The organism is Pseudarthrobacter phenanthrenivorans (genome assembly GCF_036455295.1).
Lineage (GTDB): Bacteria > Actinomycetota > Actinomycetes > Actinomycetales > Micrococcaceae > Arthrobacter > Arthrobacter phenanthrenivorans_C.
In genome coordinates this window covers 302,343-321,194 of record NZ_JAYXNX010000003.1, presented here as the reverse complement: position 1 = coordinate 321,194, position 18,852 = coordinate 302,343, and the positions used below count along the sequence as shown (strand labels likewise).

The 18,852-nt window shown below is 66.6% G+C and carries 16 protein-coding genes; 6 read left to right on the top strand and 10 right to left on the bottom strand.

The genetic code is table 11. The features are described from left to right. Window position 1: 1 nt before the first annotated feature. The 4 genes from VXJ37_RS05715 to VXJ37_RS05700 all read right to left on the bottom strand — a co-directional run bounded on the left by VXJ37_RS05715 (window position 2) and on the right by VXJ37_RS05700 (window position 3,536). Entirely contained in the window at window positions 2-1,240 is a 1,239-nt protein-coding gene (locus VXJ37_RS05715; protein WP_331322091.1) for a L,D-transpeptidase, read from the bottom strand. Between the two features lie 64 nt (window positions 1,241-1,304). Then, window positions 1,305-2,771 (bottom strand): adenosylhomocysteinase, encoded by a 1,467-nt coding sequence (gene ahcY, locus VXJ37_RS05710; protein WP_331322090.1) that lies wholly within the window; start codon window positions 2,769-2,771, stop codon window positions 1,305-1,307. Window positions 2,772-2,843: 72 nt separating this feature from the next. Then, complete coding sequence (locus VXJ37_RS05705) at window positions 2,844-3,071, bottom strand: Trm112 family protein (protein ID WP_331322089.1); 228 nt, start codon at window positions 3,069-3,071, stop codon at window positions 2,844-2,846. 78 nt (window positions 3,072-3,149) lie between these two features. Further along, window positions 3,150-3,536 (bottom strand): DUF3499 domain-containing protein, encoded by a 387-nt coding sequence (locus VXJ37_RS05700; RefSeq protein ID WP_331322088.1) that lies wholly within the window; start codon window positions 3,534-3,536, stop codon window positions 3,150-3,152. A gap of 118 nt (window positions 3,537-3,654) precedes the next feature. Between VXJ37_RS05700 and VXJ37_RS05695 the strand changes: the two genes are divergently transcribed. Further along, window positions 3,655-4,167 carry a metallopeptidase family protein gene (locus VXJ37_RS05695; RefSeq protein WP_331322087.1) on the top strand — a complete coding sequence of 171 codons (513 nt, stop codon included), beginning with the start codon at window positions 3,655-3,657 and terminating at the stop codon, window positions 4,165-4,167. Between the two features lie 27 nt (window positions 4,168-4,194). Here the strand turns inward: VXJ37_RS05695 and VXJ37_RS05690 are convergent, their stop codons facing one another. From VXJ37_RS05690 to VXJ37_RS05680, 3 genes are read right to left on the bottom strand one after another with little or no spacing between them, the layout of a single operon-like run. Continuing rightward, window positions 4,195-5,898 carry a DUF5719 family protein gene (locus VXJ37_RS05690; protein ID WP_440589776.1) on the bottom strand — a complete coding sequence of 568 codons (1,704 nt, stop codon included), beginning with the start codon at window positions 5,896-5,898 and terminating at the stop codon, window positions 4,195-4,197. Beyond that, entirely contained in the window at window positions 5,891-9,265 is a 3,375-nt protein-coding gene (locus tag VXJ37_RS05685; protein ID WP_440589779.1) for a glycosyltransferase, read from the bottom strand. Before VXJ37_RS05685 ends, VXJ37_RS05690 begins: the two co-directional genes overlap by 8 nt. 29 nt (window positions 9,266-9,294) lie before the next feature. Further along, the gene (locus VXJ37_RS05680) at window positions 9,295-9,828 is read right to left on the bottom strand and encodes a WhiB family transcriptional regulator (protein WP_331322085.1); all 534 of its coding nucleotides are present in this window, start codon (window positions 9,826-9,828) and stop codon (window positions 9,295-9,297) included. 388 nt (window positions 9,829-10,216) lie between these two features. Between VXJ37_RS05680 and VXJ37_RS05675 the strand changes: the two genes are divergently transcribed. Beyond that, a complete protein-coding gene (locus tag VXJ37_RS05675) occupies window positions 10,217-10,918 on the top strand; it encodes a TIGR03089 family protein (protein WP_331322084.1) in 702 nt (233 codons plus the stop codon). A gap of 11 nt (window positions 10,919-10,929) precedes the next feature. Here VXJ37_RS05675 and VXJ37_RS05670 read toward each other — a convergent pair whose 3' ends face one another. Further along, on the bottom strand, window positions 10,930-11,499 hold the full coding sequence (locus tag VXJ37_RS05670) for a GtrA family protein (protein WP_331322083.1): 570 nt from the start codon (window positions 11,497-11,499) through the stop codon (window positions 10,930-10,932). Between the two features lie 175 nt (window positions 11,500-11,674). Here VXJ37_RS05670 and VXJ37_RS05665 point away from each other — a divergent pair, with 175 nt between their 5' ends. From VXJ37_RS05665 to manA, 4 genes are read left to right on the top strand one after another with little or no spacing between them, the layout of a single operon-like run. Then, entirely contained in the window at window positions 11,675-12,871 is a 1,197-nt protein-coding gene (locus tag VXJ37_RS05665) for a 5-(carboxyamino)imidazole ribonucleotide synthase (protein ID WP_331322082.1), read from the top strand. Further along, entirely contained in the window at window positions 12,868-13,452 is a 585-nt protein-coding gene (gene purE, locus VXJ37_RS05660; protein ID WP_331322081.1) for a 5-(carboxyamino)imidazole ribonucleotide mutase, read from the top strand. Before VXJ37_RS05665 ends, purE begins: the two co-directional genes overlap by 4 nt. Before the next feature lie 10 nt (window positions 13,453-13,462). Beyond that, window positions 13,463-15,115, top strand: coding sequence for an LCP family protein (locus tag VXJ37_RS05655; RefSeq protein ID WP_331322080.1), 1,653 nt, complete (start codon window positions 13,463-13,465; stop codon window positions 15,113-15,115). A 60-nt stretch (window positions 15,116-15,175) separates the two neighbouring features. Beyond that, the gene (gene manA / locus VXJ37_RS05650; RefSeq protein ID WP_331322079.1) at window positions 15,176-16,420 is read left to right on the top strand and encodes a mannose-6-phosphate isomerase, class I; all 1,245 of its coding nucleotides are present in this window, start codon (window positions 15,176-15,178) and stop codon (window positions 16,418-16,420) included. A 78-nt stretch (window positions 16,421-16,498) separates the two neighbouring features. On the opposite strand, the gene VXJ37_RS05645 is transcribed toward manA, so the two are convergent. Next, the gene (locus tag VXJ37_RS05645) at window positions 16,499-17,554 is read right to left on the bottom strand and encodes a lipid II:glycine glycyltransferase FemX (RefSeq protein ID WP_331322078.1); all 1,056 of its coding nucleotides are present in this window, start codon (window positions 17,552-17,554) and stop codon (window positions 16,499-16,501) included. 87 nt (window positions 17,555-17,641) lie between these two features. After that, the gene (gene glpX / locus VXJ37_RS05640) at window positions 17,642-18,664 is read right to left on the bottom strand and encodes a class II fructose-bisphosphatase (RefSeq protein ID WP_331322154.1); all 1,023 of its coding nucleotides are present in this window, start codon (window positions 18,662-18,664) and stop codon (window positions 17,642-17,644) included. Between the last annotated feature and the right edge of the window lie 188 nt (window positions 18,665-18,852).

The following is an 18,852-nucleotide window of genomic DNA, read 5'->3' as shown; positions in this document are numbered from 1 at the left end:
CTCAGTTGGCGTACTCGCTCCAGGGGATGTTCCAGTCCCCGAACCCGTCGGTGTTCGCAGCGTAGTCGCCCTCGGTATTGATGATCTGGACCACGTCGCCGGTGCCCATGTTGTCGAACACCCAGGCTGCACCGTCCGGCAGGAAACCGATGCAGCCATGGGACACGTTGGTGTTCCCGATATAGGGGAATGCGGAATCGAGTGCCTGGTGGATGTAGGCGCCGCTCAGCGTAAGGCGGATGGTGTATTCCACGTCCGCTTCACCGTAATAGGCGGGGTCACCGGGCTTCAAGCCGATGCTTGCCGCCCTGAAGTGGTCAAAACGGTTCTTTTCCATCAGCACCGCATACCCCTTCGCGGAGGGGAAGCGCTTGTCCCCCATGCTGACGGGCAGGGTCTTCACGGGCTGGTCGTTGACGCTCAGAGTAAAGGTGTGTGCCGTGGCATCTGCGACGGCCACCTTTTTGTCTCCGATCGATACGTTGACCTTCTTGTTGAAGTTGGCAATCTGGCCGTTGCCCAGGTCAACGCCGAAGAGCTGCATGTCCATGGTGACGGTCGAGTTGGCTGCCCAAAAGTTCTCCGGGCGGTAGCGCACCATGGTGTCGCTGTACCAGTGGAACGCCCCCGTCTGCCCTGCCGAGGTGCTGATCTTGATGGCCTTTTCCACCGCCGCACGGTTGGTCACGGGCTCGCTGAAGATGACTTGCAGTGGCTGGCCTACGCCAACCTTCATACCGTTCAGCGGATAGACGGCGGCGTCGGCCTCGTGCGAGCTGGACACGGTGTTAAAGGACTGCGTGGTGCTGGTCTCGCGTCCAGCTGAGTCCTTGACCACATAGGTGTAGCTGTACTCGGTGTTGAACTCGAGGGGCGCCGTGGCGGACCATGACGTCCCGCCCGGGTCGATGCTGCCGTCAATGGTCTTCCCGGCAGTGCTGGCCAGGGTGACACGCTGGATGATCCCGTTGCCCACTTTCAAGGACACCGGGGCGGCTGGATTCACCTGCTTGGCACCGTTGGCGGGCACTGCGTCAAGCTTGACCGGCGGCACAACAGGCGCTGCAATACCCGGCGACGTCCGCAGCGCGGAGCCTGCTTCCGATTCGAGGGGTCCGCCCGCAAGGCCTGGAGCGACGGCGGCGAAAACCCCGCCCACGGCGGCCAGGATACAGACGGCGGCCACGGCAAGGACTTTCTTGGCGGTCCCCCTGCGACGGGGCTTTACATCAGGCTCCATGTTTTTGATCCTACGTGCAGGACATAACGGCCCGGGCGCTTGGCTGCGCCCGGGCCCTCACGTCTCAGTAACGATAGTGCTCCGGCTTGTAGGGGCCGGCAACATCAATGTCCAGGTATTCCGCCTGGTCCTTGGTCAGTTCGGTGAGCTCGACGCCCAGTGCGTCCAGGTGCAGCCGGGCCACCTTCTCGTCCAGGACCTTGGGCAGGACGTAGACCTTGTTGTCGTATTCGTCCTGGTCCCGCTTGGTCCACAGCTCGATCTGCGCAATGGTCTGGTTGGCGAACGAGTTGCTCATGACGAAGGACGGGTGGCCGGTCGCGTTGCCGAGGTTGAGCAGCCGGCCCTCGGACAGGACGATAATCGAGCGTTCCCCATCGGTGCCTTCATCGAAAACCCACTCGTGGACCTGGGGCTTGATTTCAACCTTCTTGACACCGGGAACCCGGGCCAGGCCGGCAATGTCGATCTCGTTGTCGAAATGGCCAATGTTGCCGACGATGGCCTTGTTCTTCATCCCGGCCATGTGCTCGGCCATGATGACGTCTTTGTTGCCGGTGGTGGTGATGAAGATGTCGCCCTGCGGCAGGACCGACTCCAGCTTGGCTACCTGGTAGCCGTCCATGGCGGCCTGCAGGGCACAGATGGGGTCGATTTCCGTGACGATGACACGCGAGCCCTGTCCGCGCAGGGCCTCGGCCGCGCCCTTTCCGACGTCGCCGTAACCGCAGACCACGGCAACCTTGCCGCCCATCAGGACGTCCGTGGCCCGGTTGATGCCGTCGGGGAGGGAGTGGCGGATGCCGTACTTGTTGTCGAACTTGCTCTTGGTCACGGAGTCGTTGACGTTGATGGCCGGGAAGAGCAGCTTGCCCTGGTCCGCGAGCTGGTACAGGCGGTGGACTCCGGTGGTGGTTTCCTCGCTGACGCCCTTGATCGTGGCGGCCGTCCGGGTCCACTTCTGCGGGTCTGCGGCAAGGGAGCGGCGGAGCACCTCGAGGAAAATGCCGTATTCCTCGGAATCCTCCGGCGCGGCGGAGGGGACGGTGCCCACGGCTTCGAACTCGACGCCCTTGTGGACCAGCATGGTGGCGTCGCCGCCGTCGTCGAGGATCATGTTGGGGCCCAGCTCGGGGTTGGTGTCGGCACCGGGCCAGGTGAGGATCTGCTCGGCGGTCCACCAGTACTCTTCAAGCGTCTCGCCCTTCCAGGCGAAAACGGGCACGCCCTGGGGGTCTTCGACGGTGCCCTTGCCAACCACGACGGCTGCAGCGGCCTCGTCCTGCGTGGAGAAGATGTTGCAGGAGGCCCAGCGGACCTCGGCGCCCAGTGCAGTGAGGGTCTCGATCAGCACGGCCGTCTGCACCGTCATGTGCAGCGATCCGGCGATCCGTGCGCCCTTGAGGGGCTGGTCGGGGCCGAACTCCTTGCGGAGCGACATCAGGCCGGGCATCTCGTGCTCCGCAAGGCGGATCTGGTGGCGGCCGGCCTCCGCCAGGGAGATGTCGGCAACTTTGTACTCAAAAGTCATGGGTGGTCCTTTGCTTGGTCCGGGTACTGGTCCAGTCCCGTTCTGCTCTGTCTGTGCTGGCGATGGGGCGTACTAGTGGCCGGCCGTGGCGGGATCGTGCTGATCTGAACCCGCCGATGCTGCTGCGGCAAGCAGTTCCGGAGGCAGCAGCAAAGGGATCCCGTCCTCGATGGCGTACCGGTTCCTCACCCCGGTTTCCCCTGCGGCGGTGGCGACCAGCTCCTCCCCCTCCTGAATCAGGGGAGAGCCGGTGACGGGGCAACGCAGGACGGACAACAGCTCGGGGCTGATCTTTGGCATTTGGTCATGCTCCCTGGCGGGCGCGCTCGCGCCGGTAGCGGAAAAGATGTGCAGCTCCAGCGTACCGCCAGATAGTGGTCAGGAAGGTTCCCGGAGGACACGCAGGTGTCCCCGGCGTGCCCCTTCGGTAGCCGCGGGTGCTTCCAAGGCGGAATGGTGGCTCCGCTGCGCGGGAGCCTGGGCTTCCGCGGGAAGCGCCGCCGCGTCCCGCACGGCGTTGGCCAGCGCCAACAGGTCATCGGGTCCGGGCTGCTGGGGGGTGGAAGGCATTGCCAGCCGAAGCACTTCCCAGCCGCGGGGAACCGTCAGCGAATCGGCGTGCTGCTCGCAGAGGTCGTAGCAGTGGGGCTCCGCGTAGGTGGCGAGCGGGCCCAGGACAGCAGTGGAGTCTGCGTAAACGTACGTCAGGGTGGCTACCGCCGACTGGCGGCAGGCAGACCTTGAACATTGACGTATAGCTCCCACGACATCACAGACTACCCCTTCGGGGACCAAAAGCCGCGCATTGCGGCCACTGTCCGGCGCGCGCGGGAAGCCAGGGTGATGTATCGCGTAAATGCTCCCCCGGGTTTAGAGTCGATATATGCAGTCATCGAACCATGAATCAGGTTTTTCGGTCCGGTTGGCTGACCCTGATGCTCACGTGGCTCAGGGTGGGGATACCAACGGCAGAAGCTTCTTCAGGCGGCGCCGGAACCGCCATGGCCGCGGCCTTCGCGGCGAGGTGATGTTGCCCACCCACCCCGGATACCGGACCCGCGGCGACCGGTTCGACGACATGGTGCTGGATTCCGCGCAGCGGCTGCACGACATCTGGGGCAAAACGCTGGACGGCGTCAGATTCGGGGTGGACGAGATCCCCCCGGACCTTGAGCAGCTGGCCGCGACTGGATCCCCGGCACCCATGGGCGCCTACATTCCCGCCGCCGGTGACGACGGACCCACCATTACCGTGTACCGGCGGGTGGTTGAGCAGGCATGCTCCAGCGCGGACGAACTGCAGGACCTGGTCCATGATGTGGTGGTTGAGCACACGGCAGAGATGCTGGGCGTGGCGCCGGAGACCCTGGACCCGGTATACCGGCGGCGCTACTGAGCCAGGACTGCCGGCGACGAACGGCTCCTAGTAGCCGAGTCTTACCGGGACGGTCTCCTGGCCGGCAGCGGCCGCGAGGAAAGCAAGGGATGAAACGTCATTCCGTCCGTCCTGTCCCACCAGCACGGCTCCATATGCTGCGTCACCCGACGCGGACACTGCGTAACCTACGATGTCCGACCCTTCGGCCTGATCCGGAATACTGATGGAGGCGGTAGTGCCTCCGGCAATATCGGCCGTGGCGGGTGCACGAACTTTCCCGTCGGCAGTGATGGGCGCGTAGGTGATGGTGGCCCTGGCGTCCAGGGCCCCGAATACCAGTTGCCGGAGGCCGCCTTTGGGGACGGGAACAATGTGCTGGCTGCCAAGCCGCACCGCGGAGGAAACCCAGGCCACGTCCGACGGTTGTCCCGCCTGGAGTCCGCGGCTGATGCGGGCGGCGGCAACAAAGGAGACATCGGATGAAGCCGAGACGGTGTACTGCCCGGCAGGTACACCGGCCAGGGATACCTCCGTGGTCGAACCTGCTTTGGCGGTAATGACACCGCCGGAGGGAAGCGCATGCTGGCCGTCCCGTCCGTACAACTTGACCTCCACCACCGCGTCCGAGGCACCGGGAACGGTCAGCTCAAGCGTCGGCCCGGCATCCTTGTAAGCGGCCTGGGCCGTCAGTGCGGCAACTCCTGCGGGGTCCTGGATGTCCACTCCGGTCATCACCTGGCGTATGGCAGGGGCAGTCCCGGGGGTGATGAAATCCACCCCGCCCGGAGTGAGGCCGCGAAGGACACTCTGCTGGATGGAGGCAGCTACGGGGCCACCGGCGCTGCGCACGTGCACGCCGAGCCGGGACTCATTGGGGGCCAGGCCGGCAAGGACCACACTCCGCGTCGTGCCGGGCGCGACCAGCAGTCCCCGGCTGCCCGGGGCCTGGATCTGGCCGCCTGCCCCAAACAGTTCCAGGCTCACGGTGGCCGGGGTGCTGGAGGCATTGGTCAGCGCCAGCACTGAAGTGCGGCCGACAGTGGTCGCAGCCCCCACAAGCCATTGGTCGTTCGAGGGCTGCCCGCACGTGGCCGCGGCGCTGCCCCGGAGGTCGCCGTCGCTGGCTGTGTATTTCATGGCCCCGGCAGCTGAGGCATTCTGGTTTGCCACCGGGTTGGCGCTGAGGACGCTCACCTGGTCCACGGTCCGGTCGGCCAGGACGCCGGCAAGGAGCTGCTGTGGGGCTCCCGGAGTCGGGGCGGGACCAGGATCCTTGGAAATATCGACGGCGGCCGTTCCGTCCAGGTGCGCCAGCCGGCTTCCCGGGAGCACGCCTCCCGCGCTGAGGACGGCGGCAGTGACCTTGGTTGCGGCGGACGCGGATTCAGGCCGGAACTGCGCGTCGGTTCCGGCCTCCGTACCCTCCAGCAGCCGGGCGGGCCCGGGGCAGACACCTACGCTGGCTCCCGCCGGAACAGCGGCTTCGGCCGCCGGCACGGTGCGGCTGGCGGAAGGAGCGGGCATTAGTGATCCTGCCGCCACCACTGCTCCGGCGCCGGCAACGATGAGGACACCCGCGGCAACACCGGCTACGGACGCCACCCGCCCTTTACCGCCCGGCACACGGCTGGCGCCACGTGCGGAGGCCTTCCTGCCGTGCTTCGTCCCGGTCGGCGCCAAGGTTCCGGGCATGTCTTGCTGCTCGGCCCCAACCGGAAGGGTGGTGTCCGGCGTAGTGTGCTCATGCATGTTGGTGTTCCTTACGCAGGGAGCCCTCGTCACGCGAGAGGCCGGTCCGCGGCCGTCGTGCCGGCATGGGGATTGCCAGGATGATGGTCAACGCAATGATCGCGATCTGGGCGGCGGCAGCCCAGAATGACCATGGGTTCTCGTAGCGGATGGTCAGCTGGCCGGCCGATGCAGGAAGTGTGAAGGCCTGGGACCAGCCGTTGGTGGTGGAGGTGAGCTTCCGGCCGTCCAGCCACGCGCTCCAGCCGGGGTCCGCCCGCTCGGCAAGGACTACCAGCCGGCCTTCCGGTCCTGCCGGGACTGCAGCGTCCACGTCGTCAGTACCGGACGCGACCAGGGTGGTGGCAGTCCCACTGGAATCGACAATCCGGACCCGGTGGGCGACATCAGCTGCCTGGAGGACCGGCTGGTTCAGCGGACTGACGCGCCAGAGCCAGCCGACGTCGGTCTGGCCCACTGCGACGAGGCCGGGGACTGCATCCATCCGGCTGGCGGTGAGCTGGGCTGCCGTATCAGCGGAACGGAGCACGACAAATCCAACGCCGAGCTGTTCGAGGTCGGGGCGCGGGTCTACACCCTGGCCGGCAACGAGGGTAGCCACGACGCGCCGCAGAGCTGCGCTGACGTCGTCGTCACCGCGGACTTCTTCGGCGCCTGGTGCGCCGATGATGCTCCGTGCGGAGGCGATGGCGGAGAGGCTGTCCAGCGTAGTGCCGGACCCGCGCATCAGCGACGCGCTGAAGGTGCCGTCATCTCCGGTACTCAGCAGGAGGGTGCGCGTCTGTTCGGGACCGGTCCCCCGGTCGATGGCAGTGGCCGGAAGGGACCGGCCGGGAGCGGCTTCCACGAGTCGCGCAGCGCCCAGCGCCCCCTCGGTTCCTGAAGCGTTCGGGGCCGTGGAGAGGGTTGTCTCCCGGGCTGCCGTCGGCTGCTTACCCGCTGCGCCGGCCGGACGCAGCAGGTTCTGCGCGGACCAGGCGGTCATGCCCGCAAGCGGTCCCGCCAGCAGCACGACCAGTCCCAGCGCAAGCGCGGCGCGCGCCACCGTCCCGGTCTTGGCTCCGTTCCCGGCAGCCTTGTCCGCGGCGGACAGCAGTTGCTCGGCGCCCAGGATGGCTGCTGCAAGAAGGGCGAAGGACGCGGCCGACACTGCCGGTCCGGAGAAGGGCGCCACCAGGAGGCCTGCGTTCAGTCCCGTCACTACGTGGCTGCAGAGCCAGCCACTGGCCAGTGCGATGACCGCGGCAATCCAGAACCATCTGGCGGTCCCTGCCCGCTGTCCTCGGGAAAAGACTCCCACGATGGCGAGGAGCAGCACGGGCGCCGCGATAAGCAGGGCGAGCAGCAGGGCCCACGGCACGGGGCCGCCGGTGAAGGCTGCCAGTCCCTGGAGGCCGGCGCCGGGGTCGAATGAGAGCGGCTGGCCCAGTACCTGCTGCCACAGCGGTGCGGCGTCGAACCCAAGCGGAAGCCCAGGATCGGCAAGGAGTGCCCGGGGCCTGTCGAGCGTTGACAGCGCGAAGGGGATGAACAGGGCGGCGGTGGGCAGCAGCGCCCACCACACCGTCCGCCCGCGGCGGCGCAGCAGCAAACCGCAGAGGACGATGACCACCGTGGCCGGGATGACCAGGGACGGCGCCGACGCCGTGGTGACCGCCAATGCCAGGCCCGCTGCAGCGGAAGCGGTCCACGAGGGCGTGCCATTGACTCCCGGCTTGGCGGGGACCTGTTCGCCGGCAGCGTCAACGGATGGCGAATCGGTGTTGAACCTGCCGTGTCCTACTGCCGAGCCGGTGGCCCGCAGCAGGCCAAGGACCACCAGCGGCAGCAAGATGTGTGCAACCAGCGCGCCGGCCCGGCCCTGGTTCAAGGCAACCTGGAGTGCCGGTGCAGCCGCCCAGAAAAGGGCCGCAACCAGGCGCAGCCGGCGGCGTACTGTCAGGCCGCCTGCCGCAAACCAGGCGGTGAGGCCGGACAGTGGGGCTCCAAGCAGAAGCAGCCAGGCCATGGCCGGGTTGGCGTCGCCACCGCCGAGGACTCCGATGAGCCACAGGACGTAGTCAAAGGGGTCGCCGTGCCCGGGAAGCCCGGCTCCAAGGCTGATCCACCACGTGGAGGCGTTGTGCCAGATGTCCCCGAGCCCTGAAGAAACAGGAATAAGGGCGCCGCCGGCCACCGCGCCGGCCCGGAACAATCCGGTCAAAGCCAGGAGTGAGGCCACGGAGGCGGTGATGACGGCGGCCAGGGCACCGTTGCCCACCCATCCGCGTTTGCTGGTGGCCAGGGCGGCAAAGTCATCGGCGGCGTCACCCGTGGGCTGGTGCGCCAGGGGATCCTGGACAAGGTCGTCAGTGCCTGATCCGTCTGATCCCAGCGCCTCCATCAGCGACCGCCGGTGGCTCCAGACCTCCCGGCGGGGCGTCTGGAGCTTGCGGATGACGGACCGGCGGATACGTCGCGTGCGTTTGGCGGTCCGGCGGCCCTTCGCCAGGGCCCGGGGCCTGGCCAGTGCGGCGCAGGTGGCAAGGAGCTGGGAAATGCCGTGGCCGGGATCCTTGACCACGATGCTCAGGACGAGTTTGAAGAGGCTGCCGAGCAGGGCGCCGATGCCATGGACGGGCACCATCCACAGGGGGCTGTGTTTGAGCCGGAGGTGGACCTGGGCCTTGCGGGCAGCGGCCGGGTTCCCAAGGGCATGCGGCCGGTGGGACACGTGGAACATGCGGGCGGCAGGGACCACCACGACGCGATGGCCAGCCAGGCGGTTGCGCCAGCAGAAATCGACATCGTCACCGCTGCCGGGCAGCGCGGGGTCGAAGCCGCCCAGCTGCTCCCACACATCGCGGCGTACCAGCATGCCGGCGGAATTGACGGCGAAGGTATCAGACCTGCCGTCATACTGGCCCTGGTCCATTTCATCGGCGTCGATCAGGGTAAGCCGCTCCGCCCAGCGGCTCGTGGAGAGCCCGACGTCAATGAGCCTGCGCGGCGAGTGCCAGTCCAGTTGCTTGCAGCCTGCAACGGTGACCGAAGGCGCGCGTTCCACGGCGCCGAGAAGTTCGGCGAGGGCCTCAGGCGCCGGCGCTGCGTCGTCATGCAGCAGCCAGATCCACTCCACCGGGGCACCCTCGGGGGAATCCGTGAGCGGCGCCAGCTCCGCCAGGGCAGCGGAGACGGCGGCGCCCATGCCGCCCTTGGCCCGGGCATGGCTGACAACACTGGCCTCCCCAAGCGCTTCACTGAGGAGGCGGAAGGAGTCATCGCCGGATCCGGTGTCCACGCCGATGGCGCGGTCCACGGGACGGCTCTGGGCTGCCAGCGCTGAAAGGGTTCTGGGCAGATAGGCACTGCCGTTGTGGGCAACCACAACGGCAGTGACGTGCACATCCTGAAGAATTAGATTGCTCGCTTCCTTAGCCGCCGGCGTTCACGCTCGGAAAGGCCTCCCCAGATGCCGAACCGTTCGTCGTTGGCCAGCGCGTACTCCAGGCACTGCGACCGTACGTTGCAGGCCCCGCAGACTTTCTTGGCATCGCGGGTGGAACCGCCCTTTTCGGGAAAGAAGGCTTCCGGATCCGTCTGGGCGCACAGGGCGTCCGTTTGCCAGCCCAACTCCCCCTCGTCGTCGAAGTCCTGCTGAAGCGGCAAACCGATCCATACCGGCTGGACACTGCCGGCGGCAGCGAGTTCCATTGGGGGGTCGAGGTCATCTTCGGACTCAGTACCCCCTTCGAGAAGGGCCTGATGCGCCGCGAGGAACGCCGTGGCCTGGTCCTCCAGGATAGTAGTGGAATCCCTGTTGTACCGCTCCGCAGCATCAGGATCGGCGGGATCCACGTACCAATCACTCGGCACCCCCCGCGCACGGTATTTTGCCGTTGCCTGACCGGCCACGACGGCATCTTCCTGGATACGCTCTGCTTGCCCCACGGCGACCCTCCTGATGTTTTCAGCCACTGCCTGGATACGTGGACACTCGGTTGGGTGCCGGTATTTACGCAATTGCTTTAGTTACCTAATTACACGTGTGTAACTAGGGCGAGTCAAGCCGTTGCCGGGATAATAGACACTTGCCGCGGCGATGCTTGCGCACGCCACGCCCGGGATTTTTCTACACCCGGGCGTGGCGGAGCGGCCAGGGCCACCTGCAGGCTCAAAAAAGCGGGCCAAACCGCGTGCTGGCGGGGAAAATACCCGCTTCCGGGAAAAATAGCAAGCATCCTTAGCAATGATGGTGATTAACATCACATTACGTGTGCACCTCTGCGAGCTGCGTCCGCCGCAATTTCCGGCAGGCCGTGAGTGGGAGGATGAAGCCATGACGACAATCCCCGCCATCGGCCTCATGCACAGCCTCCGCTCCGGCAACTCCACCGCCCCAAGACTCACCTGGTACGGGCCCGACTCCGAGCGCGTGGAACTGTCGGGCCGCGTCCTGGACAACTGGGTGGCCAAGACCAGCAACCTCCTGCAGGACGAACTCGACGCGGAGCCGGGCATGCGGCTGCGGCTCGCGCTCCCCGCCCACTGGAAGGCCCTGGTTTGGGCGCTGGCCGGCTGGCAGCTTGGCCTGGAAACGGTGCTCGACGGCGGTCCCGCCGATTTCCTGGTGACGGACAGTCCCGGCGGGCAGGAGGGCCAGTACGACGCCGTGATTGCCGTTGCACTGCCGGCACTCGCCATGCGCTGGGCGGGCGACCTCCCCGCCGGCTGCGTGGACTACGCGGCGGAGGTGCGGTCCCACGGGGACGTGTTCATGCCCCATACCGACCCGGACCCGTCAGGCCGCGCCGTCCTTACCGGTCAGGGAACGTCAGTCCTGCACGGGGAACTGCTCAGTGGTTTTGCGGCGCCGCATACGGACGGCGCCAGGCTGCATGTCCCGGCCGGGGCCGGACTTGAGAACGCCTTGGCGCATGCACTGGGGGCCTGGCAGCATGACGGCTCCATAGTATTGACGCACTCCGAGGTGGCCCTCACCGACAAACTGCTGGCGGCCGAACGAATCCATGGGAGTTAGCAGCGCGCGCCTCAGACCTGCGGGCCGCCATCGGCAGGAGTGGGGGCCGGGCGATCGGCGGCACGCGCGGGCTCGCGGTGCTCGCGGTGGGGGTGCGCCTCGATGATTTCGTGGTCGTGGGAGAACTCGGGTTCCTGGTCCAGTTCCTGGTTGAAGACCAGGAAGCGGTAGGCAAAGAAGCGCACTACCGTGGCCACGAGGATGCCGACGACGCCGGCCAGGAACAGCAGGTTCTTGTCATCGATGCCCATGCCGTACTTGGCCAGGGCGGTCAACCCGGTGGAGATGCCAATGCCGATGCCGTTGATGATGACGAACATGACAAACTCACGGACCACGTTGGCCTGGCGTCGGTGCCGGAAGGTCCAAAATCGGTTCGCGACCCATGAGAAGACGGTGGCGACCGTGGCGCCCACGAACCGCGCTTTCGCTTCGCTGTCAGACATGGGTCCGTGCATCAGGTAATAGGTCAGCCCGTTATCGATGACGAACGCCACACCGCCCACCGCTCCAAACTTGGCCACCTCACGCCAGAAGAGCGAGGCGAGCCCCCGGATACGATCTGCAAGTGCGTTAAACATGACCCTCCATGGCCGCGACGAACTGTGGGCCACTCGGCCAAGGGTCCATTTTAGCCCCCAAAGCTTTGAAAGGCCCCCCGCCGGCAGATGCCCGTTGCGCAGTCCGGGGAGAAACTGTTCTTCCCGCAGACCGTTAAAACCGCCGATCCTTTCCGTTTTCGGTAGGCTGGCACATGTGACTTTTCCAGTGATAGGCGTGGTTGGCGGCGGCCAGCTCGCGCGAATGATGGCCCCTGCCGCTACTGCACTCGGCTTCGAACTCCGCGTCCTCGCCGAGGGCGACGACGTTTCCGCAGTGTCTGCCGTACCCGCCACACCAGTGGGCGATTACAAGGACCTGCAGACGCTCCTGGAGTTCTCCAAGGGCCTGGACGTGATGACGTTCGACCACGAGCACGTGCCCACGGACCACCTCCGCGCCCTGCAGGAGGCCGGCGTCAATGTCCAGCCCGGACCTGATGCGCTGGTCCATGCGCAGGACAAACTGGTGATGCGTGCCGCCGTCGACCGCCTGGAACTGCCGAACCCCGCTTGGGCGTCCGTAGCGGACGTTGACGCGCTGGTTGAATTCGGTGACCGGACGGGCTGGCCCGTCGTCCTGAAAACACCCCGCGGCGGATATGACGGAAAGGGCGTCCGGATCGTCGCCTCAGCCGATGAAGCCGCAGAAGCCGCCGACTGGTTCGCCGCCATGAGTCCGCTGCTGGCCGAGGCGAAGGTCGAATTCACGCGGGAGCTCTCCGCACTGGTGGCACGTAACCCCGACGGCGAGGCCCGGGCGTGGCCGGTGGTCCACACCATCCAGGTGGACGGTGTTTGCGATGAGGTAATTGCCCCCGCACTGGATATTCCGCTGGAGGTCGCTGCCGCGGCCGAGGACGCCGCCTTGCGCATCGCCGCGGAGCTGGACGTGACCGGCGTCCTGGCGGTGGAGCTCTTCGAAACCCCCGGCACCGGAGCCGGGTTCCTGATCAACGAACTGGCAATGCGGCCGCACAACACCGGCCACTGGACCCAGGACGGCTCCATCACCAGCCAGTTCGAACAGCATCTGCGTGCCGTCCTGAACCTGCCCCTGGGTGCCACCGATGCGCTGGCACCGGTGACTGTGATGAAGAACTTCCTGGGCGGGGACAACCAGGATCTGTTTTCCGCATACCCCATGGCCCTTGCCTCCGAGCCCGCCGCGAAGGTCCACTGCTACGGCAAGTCCGTACGGCGCGGCCGCAAGATCGGCCACGTCAATCTCGTGGGCAGTTCCACCGCAGAGGTGGACTCCGTCCGGCGCCGTGCCGCGGCCGTGGCCGGCATCATCCGGGACGGCCGGGCTGCCGCCGAAGAACCATCCGCACTTTTCGAGGAGAACGCATGAGCGCTGAAGCCAACCCCGCTGCCGCTGCCGGCCCCAGTCCCCTGGTCGGCCTGGTCATGGGCTCCGACTCGGACTGGCCAGTGATGGAGGCGGCGGCAGAGGCCCTGGCCGAATTCGGCATCCCCTTTGAGGCGGACGTCGTCTCCGCCCACCGCATGCCCACCGAAATGATCCGGTACGGCCAGACAGCCCACGAACGCGGGTTGCGTGTCATCATCGCCGGCGCCGGCGGCGCGGCCCACCTGCCGGGCATGCTCGCCAGCGTCACGCCCTTGCCCGTCATCGGCGTGCCGGTGCCGCTGAAGACCCTGGACGGGATGGACTCCCTGCTGTCCATCGTCCAGATGCCGGCCGGCGTGCCGGTGGCCACAGTATCCATCGCGGGGGCCCGGAACGCCGGCCTGCTGGCCGTCCGGATGCTGGCGTCCGGCACCGACGAGCTTGCCGCTTCACTGCGCGCGGATCTCCTGGACTTCGCCGCCGACCTCAATGCTGTGGCCTCGCGCAAGGGTGCCAGCCTGCGGCAAAAGGTCAGCGAAGTCTTTCCTGAGGGTTCCAGCGCTCTTCGGGGCAGCCGTTAGGGCGGCGGGCATGGCCACCAGCAGCAGTGTGCCCCACACTGGTTCCGGCCCGTCCCTCATGGACCCGGTCCGCTACCCGGTCAGCGCTTCCTCCCCGGTGCGCACCAAGCGCGCCTTCGTGCTGATCCTGCTGACGCTCCTGCTGCCGGGCAGCGCCCAGCTCGTTGCTGGCGACAGGAAACTGGGACGGACGGCCCTGCGCGTAACGCTCTGTGCGTGGGCGGTCCTGCTGCTGGCAGTACTCCTGCTCCTGCTCGACCGAAGCCTGGTCATCAGCGTTGTCACCAACCCTGTCACGTCCCTGCTGCTGGTGGTCCTGCTCGGGGCGCTGGCCCTCGGCTGGTCGTTCCTTTTCCTGAACACACTGCGCCTCATCCGCCCGGTCCTGCTGGCACCCCGGGCGCGTCCCGCCGTCGGGATTGCCCTGGTGCTGGCGCTGGTCCTCGGCAGCGGATCAGTGGGCTACGCCGCCTACCTCCTGAACGTGGGCCGCAACGCCATCGGCAACATCTTCTCGTCCGGCCCGGCAATCGAGGCCGTGGAAGGACGCTACAACTTCCTCCTGATGGGCGGCGACGCCGGCAGCGACCGCACGGGGCGCCGGCCGGACAGCCTTTCCGTCCTGAGCGTGGACGCCGGAACCGGTCAGACCGCCATTATTTCGGTCCCCCGGAACTTCCAGAACGCCCAATTCAGCGCAGGCTCCCCCATGCGCTCCCTCTACCCTGACGGCTACAACTGTGGCGACGAATGCCTGATCAATGCCATCAACACCGAGGTCACCAACGAGCATGCAGACCTCTACCCGGGGGTCGCCGATCCCGGTGCCCAGGCGACCATGGAGGCCGTCTCCGGAACACTGGGCATGCAGATCCAGGCCTACGTCCTTGTTGACATGGACGGCTTCTCCAAGCTCATCGACGCCATGGGTGGCATCCGGATCAAGGCCGGCGGCTGGGTCCCCATCAGCGGCGAGACCATTGACGAAGCCAACGGAATCCACGGGATGCCCCTCGGCTGGATCCCCGCCGGCGAGAACACGCTGGATGGCTTCCACGCCCTCTGGTACGGGCGCTCCCGCGAGTTCGTGGACGACTATGCCCGGATCGCCCGCCAGCAGTGCGTGCAGCAGGCCATGCTGAAACAGCTGGATCCCGCCACCTTGCTGTCCAAGTTCGAGGACATCGCCAACGCGGGAACCAAGGTAGTGGACTCCAACATCTCCGCCACCCAGCTGGGAAGCTTCCTGGACCTCGCCATCAAAGCCAGGGGCAAGGACGTCAAGAGGCTCACCATCGGCCCGCCCGACTTCGACCCGTCGTTCTCCACCAATCCGGACTTTGACCAGATCCACCAGCGGGTGGACCAGGTGCTGGCGTCCGCATCTGCCAAGGGTGCACAGTCCGCAGGAATTCCCGACGGCGGCGCCGCCGTTCCACAGGCAGGCGCCGGACATGTCCAGGCGGCAGGGGCTGTCCCGGCCGCGCTGCCGGAAGCGGCCAAGTCGGGGCAGCAGCCCCCGCCGTCGGACTTCACCCCGGTGACCACAACGCCGGATGGCGAACCGATCACCGAAGCAATGCTTAACGACCTGAAGCGCCAAGGCGATGAAGAGGCTATCCGCCAGCTCGTGGCCACCAACGGACAGTGCGCCCCGCTGTAGCGCACGGCCATTGGCGGCCAACCACTCATCAGTGCCCATACCCGAAGGAACGGAACCGTTTTGTACGAGATTGAGAACGTCCTCAGGGACTACGCCTGGGGTTCGACGACAGCCATCGCCTCGCTGCTGGGCCGTCCCGAATCCGGGCGTCCCGAGGCGGAACTGTGGATCGGCGCGCACCCGGATTCGCCGTCGGTGGCCCACGTCCCGGAGGACCGGACCACGAGCCCGCTCGATGCACTGGTCTCTTCCGACCCCGAACATTTCCTGGGCGCGGAATCCGTTGCCGCTTTTGGCCCGCGGCTGCCGTTCCTGGCCAAGATCCTTGCGGCCGCGCAGCCGCTCTCCCTCCAGGTCCACCCAAGCCTTGAACAGGCACGGGAAGGCTTCGCCCGGGAAAACGGTGCCGGACTCGATCCGCATGCTCCAGACCGGAACTACAAGGATGACAACCACAAGCCGGAGATGATCTTCGCGCTCACTCCGTTCGAGGCGCTGTGTGGATTCCGCCCGGCGGCTGAGACACACCGGATCCTGCAGCACATTGCCGGGATGTTCCCGGGCCGCGAACAGACCCCTGCGCTGGTCAACGCCCTCCTCGACGATCTCGCTGCCGGGGATGAAGGCGCAGGGCTGCGCCAGGCCTTTGAGCGGTTGATCACCGGGGGCCAGTCCGTGGCAGGGGAAACGGCCCTGGTGGTGGAAGCGCTGCTCTCCGGCGGCTCGCTTGAGCCGTTCCAGGCAGAGCTTGGCACGGTCATCAGCCTCAACGAAAAGTACCCGGGTGACCCGGGCGTCCTGATCTCGCTCCTGCTGAACAGGATCTCGCTGAAGCCCGGCGAGGCGGTGTACCTTCCCGCCGGGAACGTGCACGCGTACCTGCACGGCCTGGGCGTGGAAGTCATGGCGTCCTCCGATAACGTCCTCCGGGGCGGCCTGACGCCCAAGCACGTGGACGTCCCGGAACTCCTGCGCACCATCGACTTCCACCCCGTGGCCGTACCAATGCTGGCTGCGGAACGGACGGTGATGGACCAGGAACTGTTCCGTCCGCCGTTCCGCGAGTTCCAGCTGCAGCGTATCGAGCTCGGGCCGGGCTCCGGGCCGGTTCCGCTGGCCCAGTCAGGCGCAGCGGTAGTGATCGTGGTAGCCGGTTCCGTGTACCTCGACTCTCCCAAAGGCGACCTTGAGCTGTCCCGGGGCGGCAGCGCATTCATCGCCGCGGCGGAAGCTCCGGTCAACGTGCACACTGTGGCCGGGAGCACCGAGCCGGCACTGGCATTTGCCGTCACCACCGGCCTCTAAGCCCGCTCCGCCACAGCAACGACAAAGGGCGACGGCGGCACCCTGGAGGGTGCCGCCGTCGCCCTTTGCTGTGGCGGATTAGTTGCCCGGCCGCAGCTTCCGTATCAGGGGGCGGATCTGCCCGGCTGCGGTCTTGAGCAGCCGGCGCCCCTGCTGGAGGCCCTTGCGGGCCATGGGCATGGCCTTGGAATAGGCGGGATAGAACGGGGACAGCGGCTTTTCCCAGGTGCCCAGGAGCATGTCTTCGTGCCGCGCGAACTGCTTCTTGAAGTCTGAGATGCCGTCGTTGAGCAGGCCGTTGAAGTCGTAGCGGGTGCAGCCGTCCTCGCGCATGGATGTCAGGGCCGCCCACTTCACGCCATAGTTCACGCGCTGCTTTTGGCCTTCGGCCGACACCCCGCCATAGAGTTCAAACGCGGTGGCACCACTGCGCGACAGCCACGTGAAGGCCAGCAGCTGTTCGCCGTCGAACGCGCCGACAATCGGGGACGCGTCACCGAGGTTGCGGAAGATGTCCCGGTAGTACTGGTCTTCGTGGATACCGAAGCCCGCCCGCTCTGCGGTCTGGTGGTAGATGGCCAGGACCTGTTCCAGCTCGGATTCGTTCTTGACCTTGCGGAACTCCACGTCGCTGCGCATCGCCTTGCGGATGTTGGCCCGGGTGGACTTGGACATCTCCGCCATCAGCTCGTCGTCGGTCCGTGTGAGGTCCAGGATGAGCGTGCGGGGAATGAGGACGGTGTTGGTCGACTCCCGGAAACCGGCAGCAGCCACGGCACCAGCAAAAGCGGAGTCCCGGTCCCAGTCCGGCTCGATGCTGAGGGCCACAGCCTGGTGGCGGAGTGCGGCGTGTTCGGCCAGGCGGTTGAGGACCTCCTGGGCGTGTTCCAGGGAACACATAGGGCCTCGCGGGATGTAGGCGAGTGCCCGGAAAGGGAAGGGAAGGCGCCGGACCAGCAGCTGGGCGCAGCCGATCGTTTCGTCCCCCGCCTTGACCAGGACCCGGTCCACGGACCAGCCATGCATCGCTTTGGTCTCGCCCCAGCCCCACAGCTGTTGCGGGTGTCCCTGGAACTTGTCGACATTTTCGTCCCAGAGGGCGCGGTCAGTACAGGGCACAACAGCAGGAATCATGGCTTAAACCCTATACCAAGGCACTAACGGCAAAACCCCGGCACGCACGCGGCGTCCCGGGGCCTGACATCCTGCAGTGGCCGTGGATCAGCTCTTGCGGGCGTAGCCTTCCCACTTGTCGGCGCGGTGCTCGCCGTCGACGAAACGGATGGTGCCGGACTTGGAGCGCATGACGATGGACTGGGTGAGGACCTTGTCCTTGGAGTAGCGGACACCCTTGAGAAGGTCGCCGTCCGTAATGCCGGTGGCGGCGAAGTAGCAGTTGTCGCTGGAGACGAGGTCGTTCGTGGAAAGCACCCGGTCGAGATCGTGGCCGGCGTCGATGGCCTTCTGCTTTTCTTCGTCGCTGGTGGGCCAGAGACGGCCCTGGATGACGCCGCCCAGGGACTTGATGGCGCAGGCGGCCACGATGCCTTCGGGCGTTCCGCCAATGCCCATGAGCGCGTCCACGCCGGTGCCCGAGCGGGCCGCGGCGATGGCGCCGGCGACGTCGCCGTCCATGATGAACTTGGTGCGCGCGCCGGCTTCCCGGATTTCCTCCACCAGCGGCTTGTGGCGGTCGCGGTCAAGGATCATCACGTTGAGCTGGTTGACCTTCACACCCTTGGCCTTGGCGATCAGGTGCAGGTTCTGCTTCACCGGCAGGCGAAGGTCCACCATATCCGCGGCCTCAGGGCCGGTGACGAGCTTTTCCATGTAGAACACGGCTGAGGGATCGAACATGGAGCCCCGCTCGGCGACAGCCAGGACGGCCAGCGCATTGTTGATGCCCAGGGCGGTCAGGCGTGTCCCGTCGATCGGGTCAACGGCAACGTCCACCTCGGGGCCCGTGCCGTCGCCAACGCGCTCCCCGTTGAACAGCATGGGGGCTTCGTCCTTTTCGCCTTCGCCGATCACCACGACGCCATTGAAGTGGACGGTCTGCAGGAAGGAACGCATGGCGTCCACGGCTGCACCGTCGGCGGTGTTCTTGTCTCCGAAACCAACCCAGTGGCCGCCGGCGATGGCAGCGGCTTCGGTGACCCGGACGAGTTCAAGGGCAAGGTTGCGGTCCGGCTCGTCGTGGCCCACAGCAAGGGACGGTGAAATCGTGGAGTACTTCTGGGTCATGGACGCTGGTGACACGTGAACCTCTTCTTCGAGTGGCGATCATTGAACCCGCCTGCCGGTGCAGCAGAACGGTGATTCCTCTGGTATCGATCATAGTCGCGGCGCCGCGCCGCGGGCGGCCCCGTGACGCGCCTCCGCAATGTACGCCGGACGCTGCCGGCCGCTCCCGGCCGGGCCCGAATGGAAGT

What these genes read in the sequence shown, in the direction of transcription:
- VXJ37_RS05715 (WP_331322091.1), bottom strand. Translation starts at nt 1,240, where the DNA reads ATGGAGCCTGATGTAAAGCCCCGTCGCAGGGGGACCGCCAAGAAAGTC.
- ahcY (WP_331322090.1), bottom strand. Translation starts at nt 2,771, where the DNA reads ATGACTTTTGAGTACAAAGTTGCCGACATCTCCCTGGCGGAGGCCGGC.
- VXJ37_RS05705 (WP_331322089.1), bottom strand. Translation starts at nt 3,071, where the DNA reads ATGCCAAAGATCAGCCCCGAGCTGTTGTCCGTCCTGCGTTGCCCCGTC.
- VXJ37_RS05695 (WP_331322087.1), top strand. Translation starts at nt 3,655, where the DNA reads ATGCAGTCATCGAACCATGAATCAGGTTTTTCGGTCCGGTTGGCTGAC.
- VXJ37_RS05690 (WP_440589776.1), bottom strand. Translation starts at nt 5,898, where the DNA reads ATGCATGAGCACACTACGCCGGACACCACCCTTCCGGTTGGGGCCGAG.
- VXJ37_RS05675 (WP_331322084.1), top strand. Translation starts at nt 10,217, where the DNA reads ATGACGACAATCCCCGCCATCGGCCTCATGCACAGCCTCCGCTCCGGC.
- VXJ37_RS05670 (WP_331322083.1), bottom strand. Translation starts at nt 11,499, where the DNA reads ATGTTTAACGCACTTGCAGATCGTATCCGGGGGCTCGCCTCGCTCTTC.
- purE (WP_331322081.1), top strand. Translation starts at nt 12,868, where the DNA reads ATGAGCGCTGAAGCCAACCCCGCTGCCGCTGCCGGCCCCAGTCCCCTG.
- VXJ37_RS05655 (WP_331322080.1), top strand. Translation starts at nt 13,463, where the DNA reads ATGGCCACCAGCAGCAGTGTGCCCCACACTGGTTCCGGCCCGTCCCTC.
- VXJ37_RS05645 (WP_331322078.1), bottom strand. Translation starts at nt 17,554, where the DNA reads ATGATTCCTGCTGTTGTGCCCTGTACTGACCGCGCCCTCTGGGACGAA.
- glpX (WP_331322154.1), bottom strand. Translation starts at nt 18,664, where the DNA reads ATGACCCAGAAGTACTCCACGATTTCACCGTCCCTTGCTGTGGGCCAC.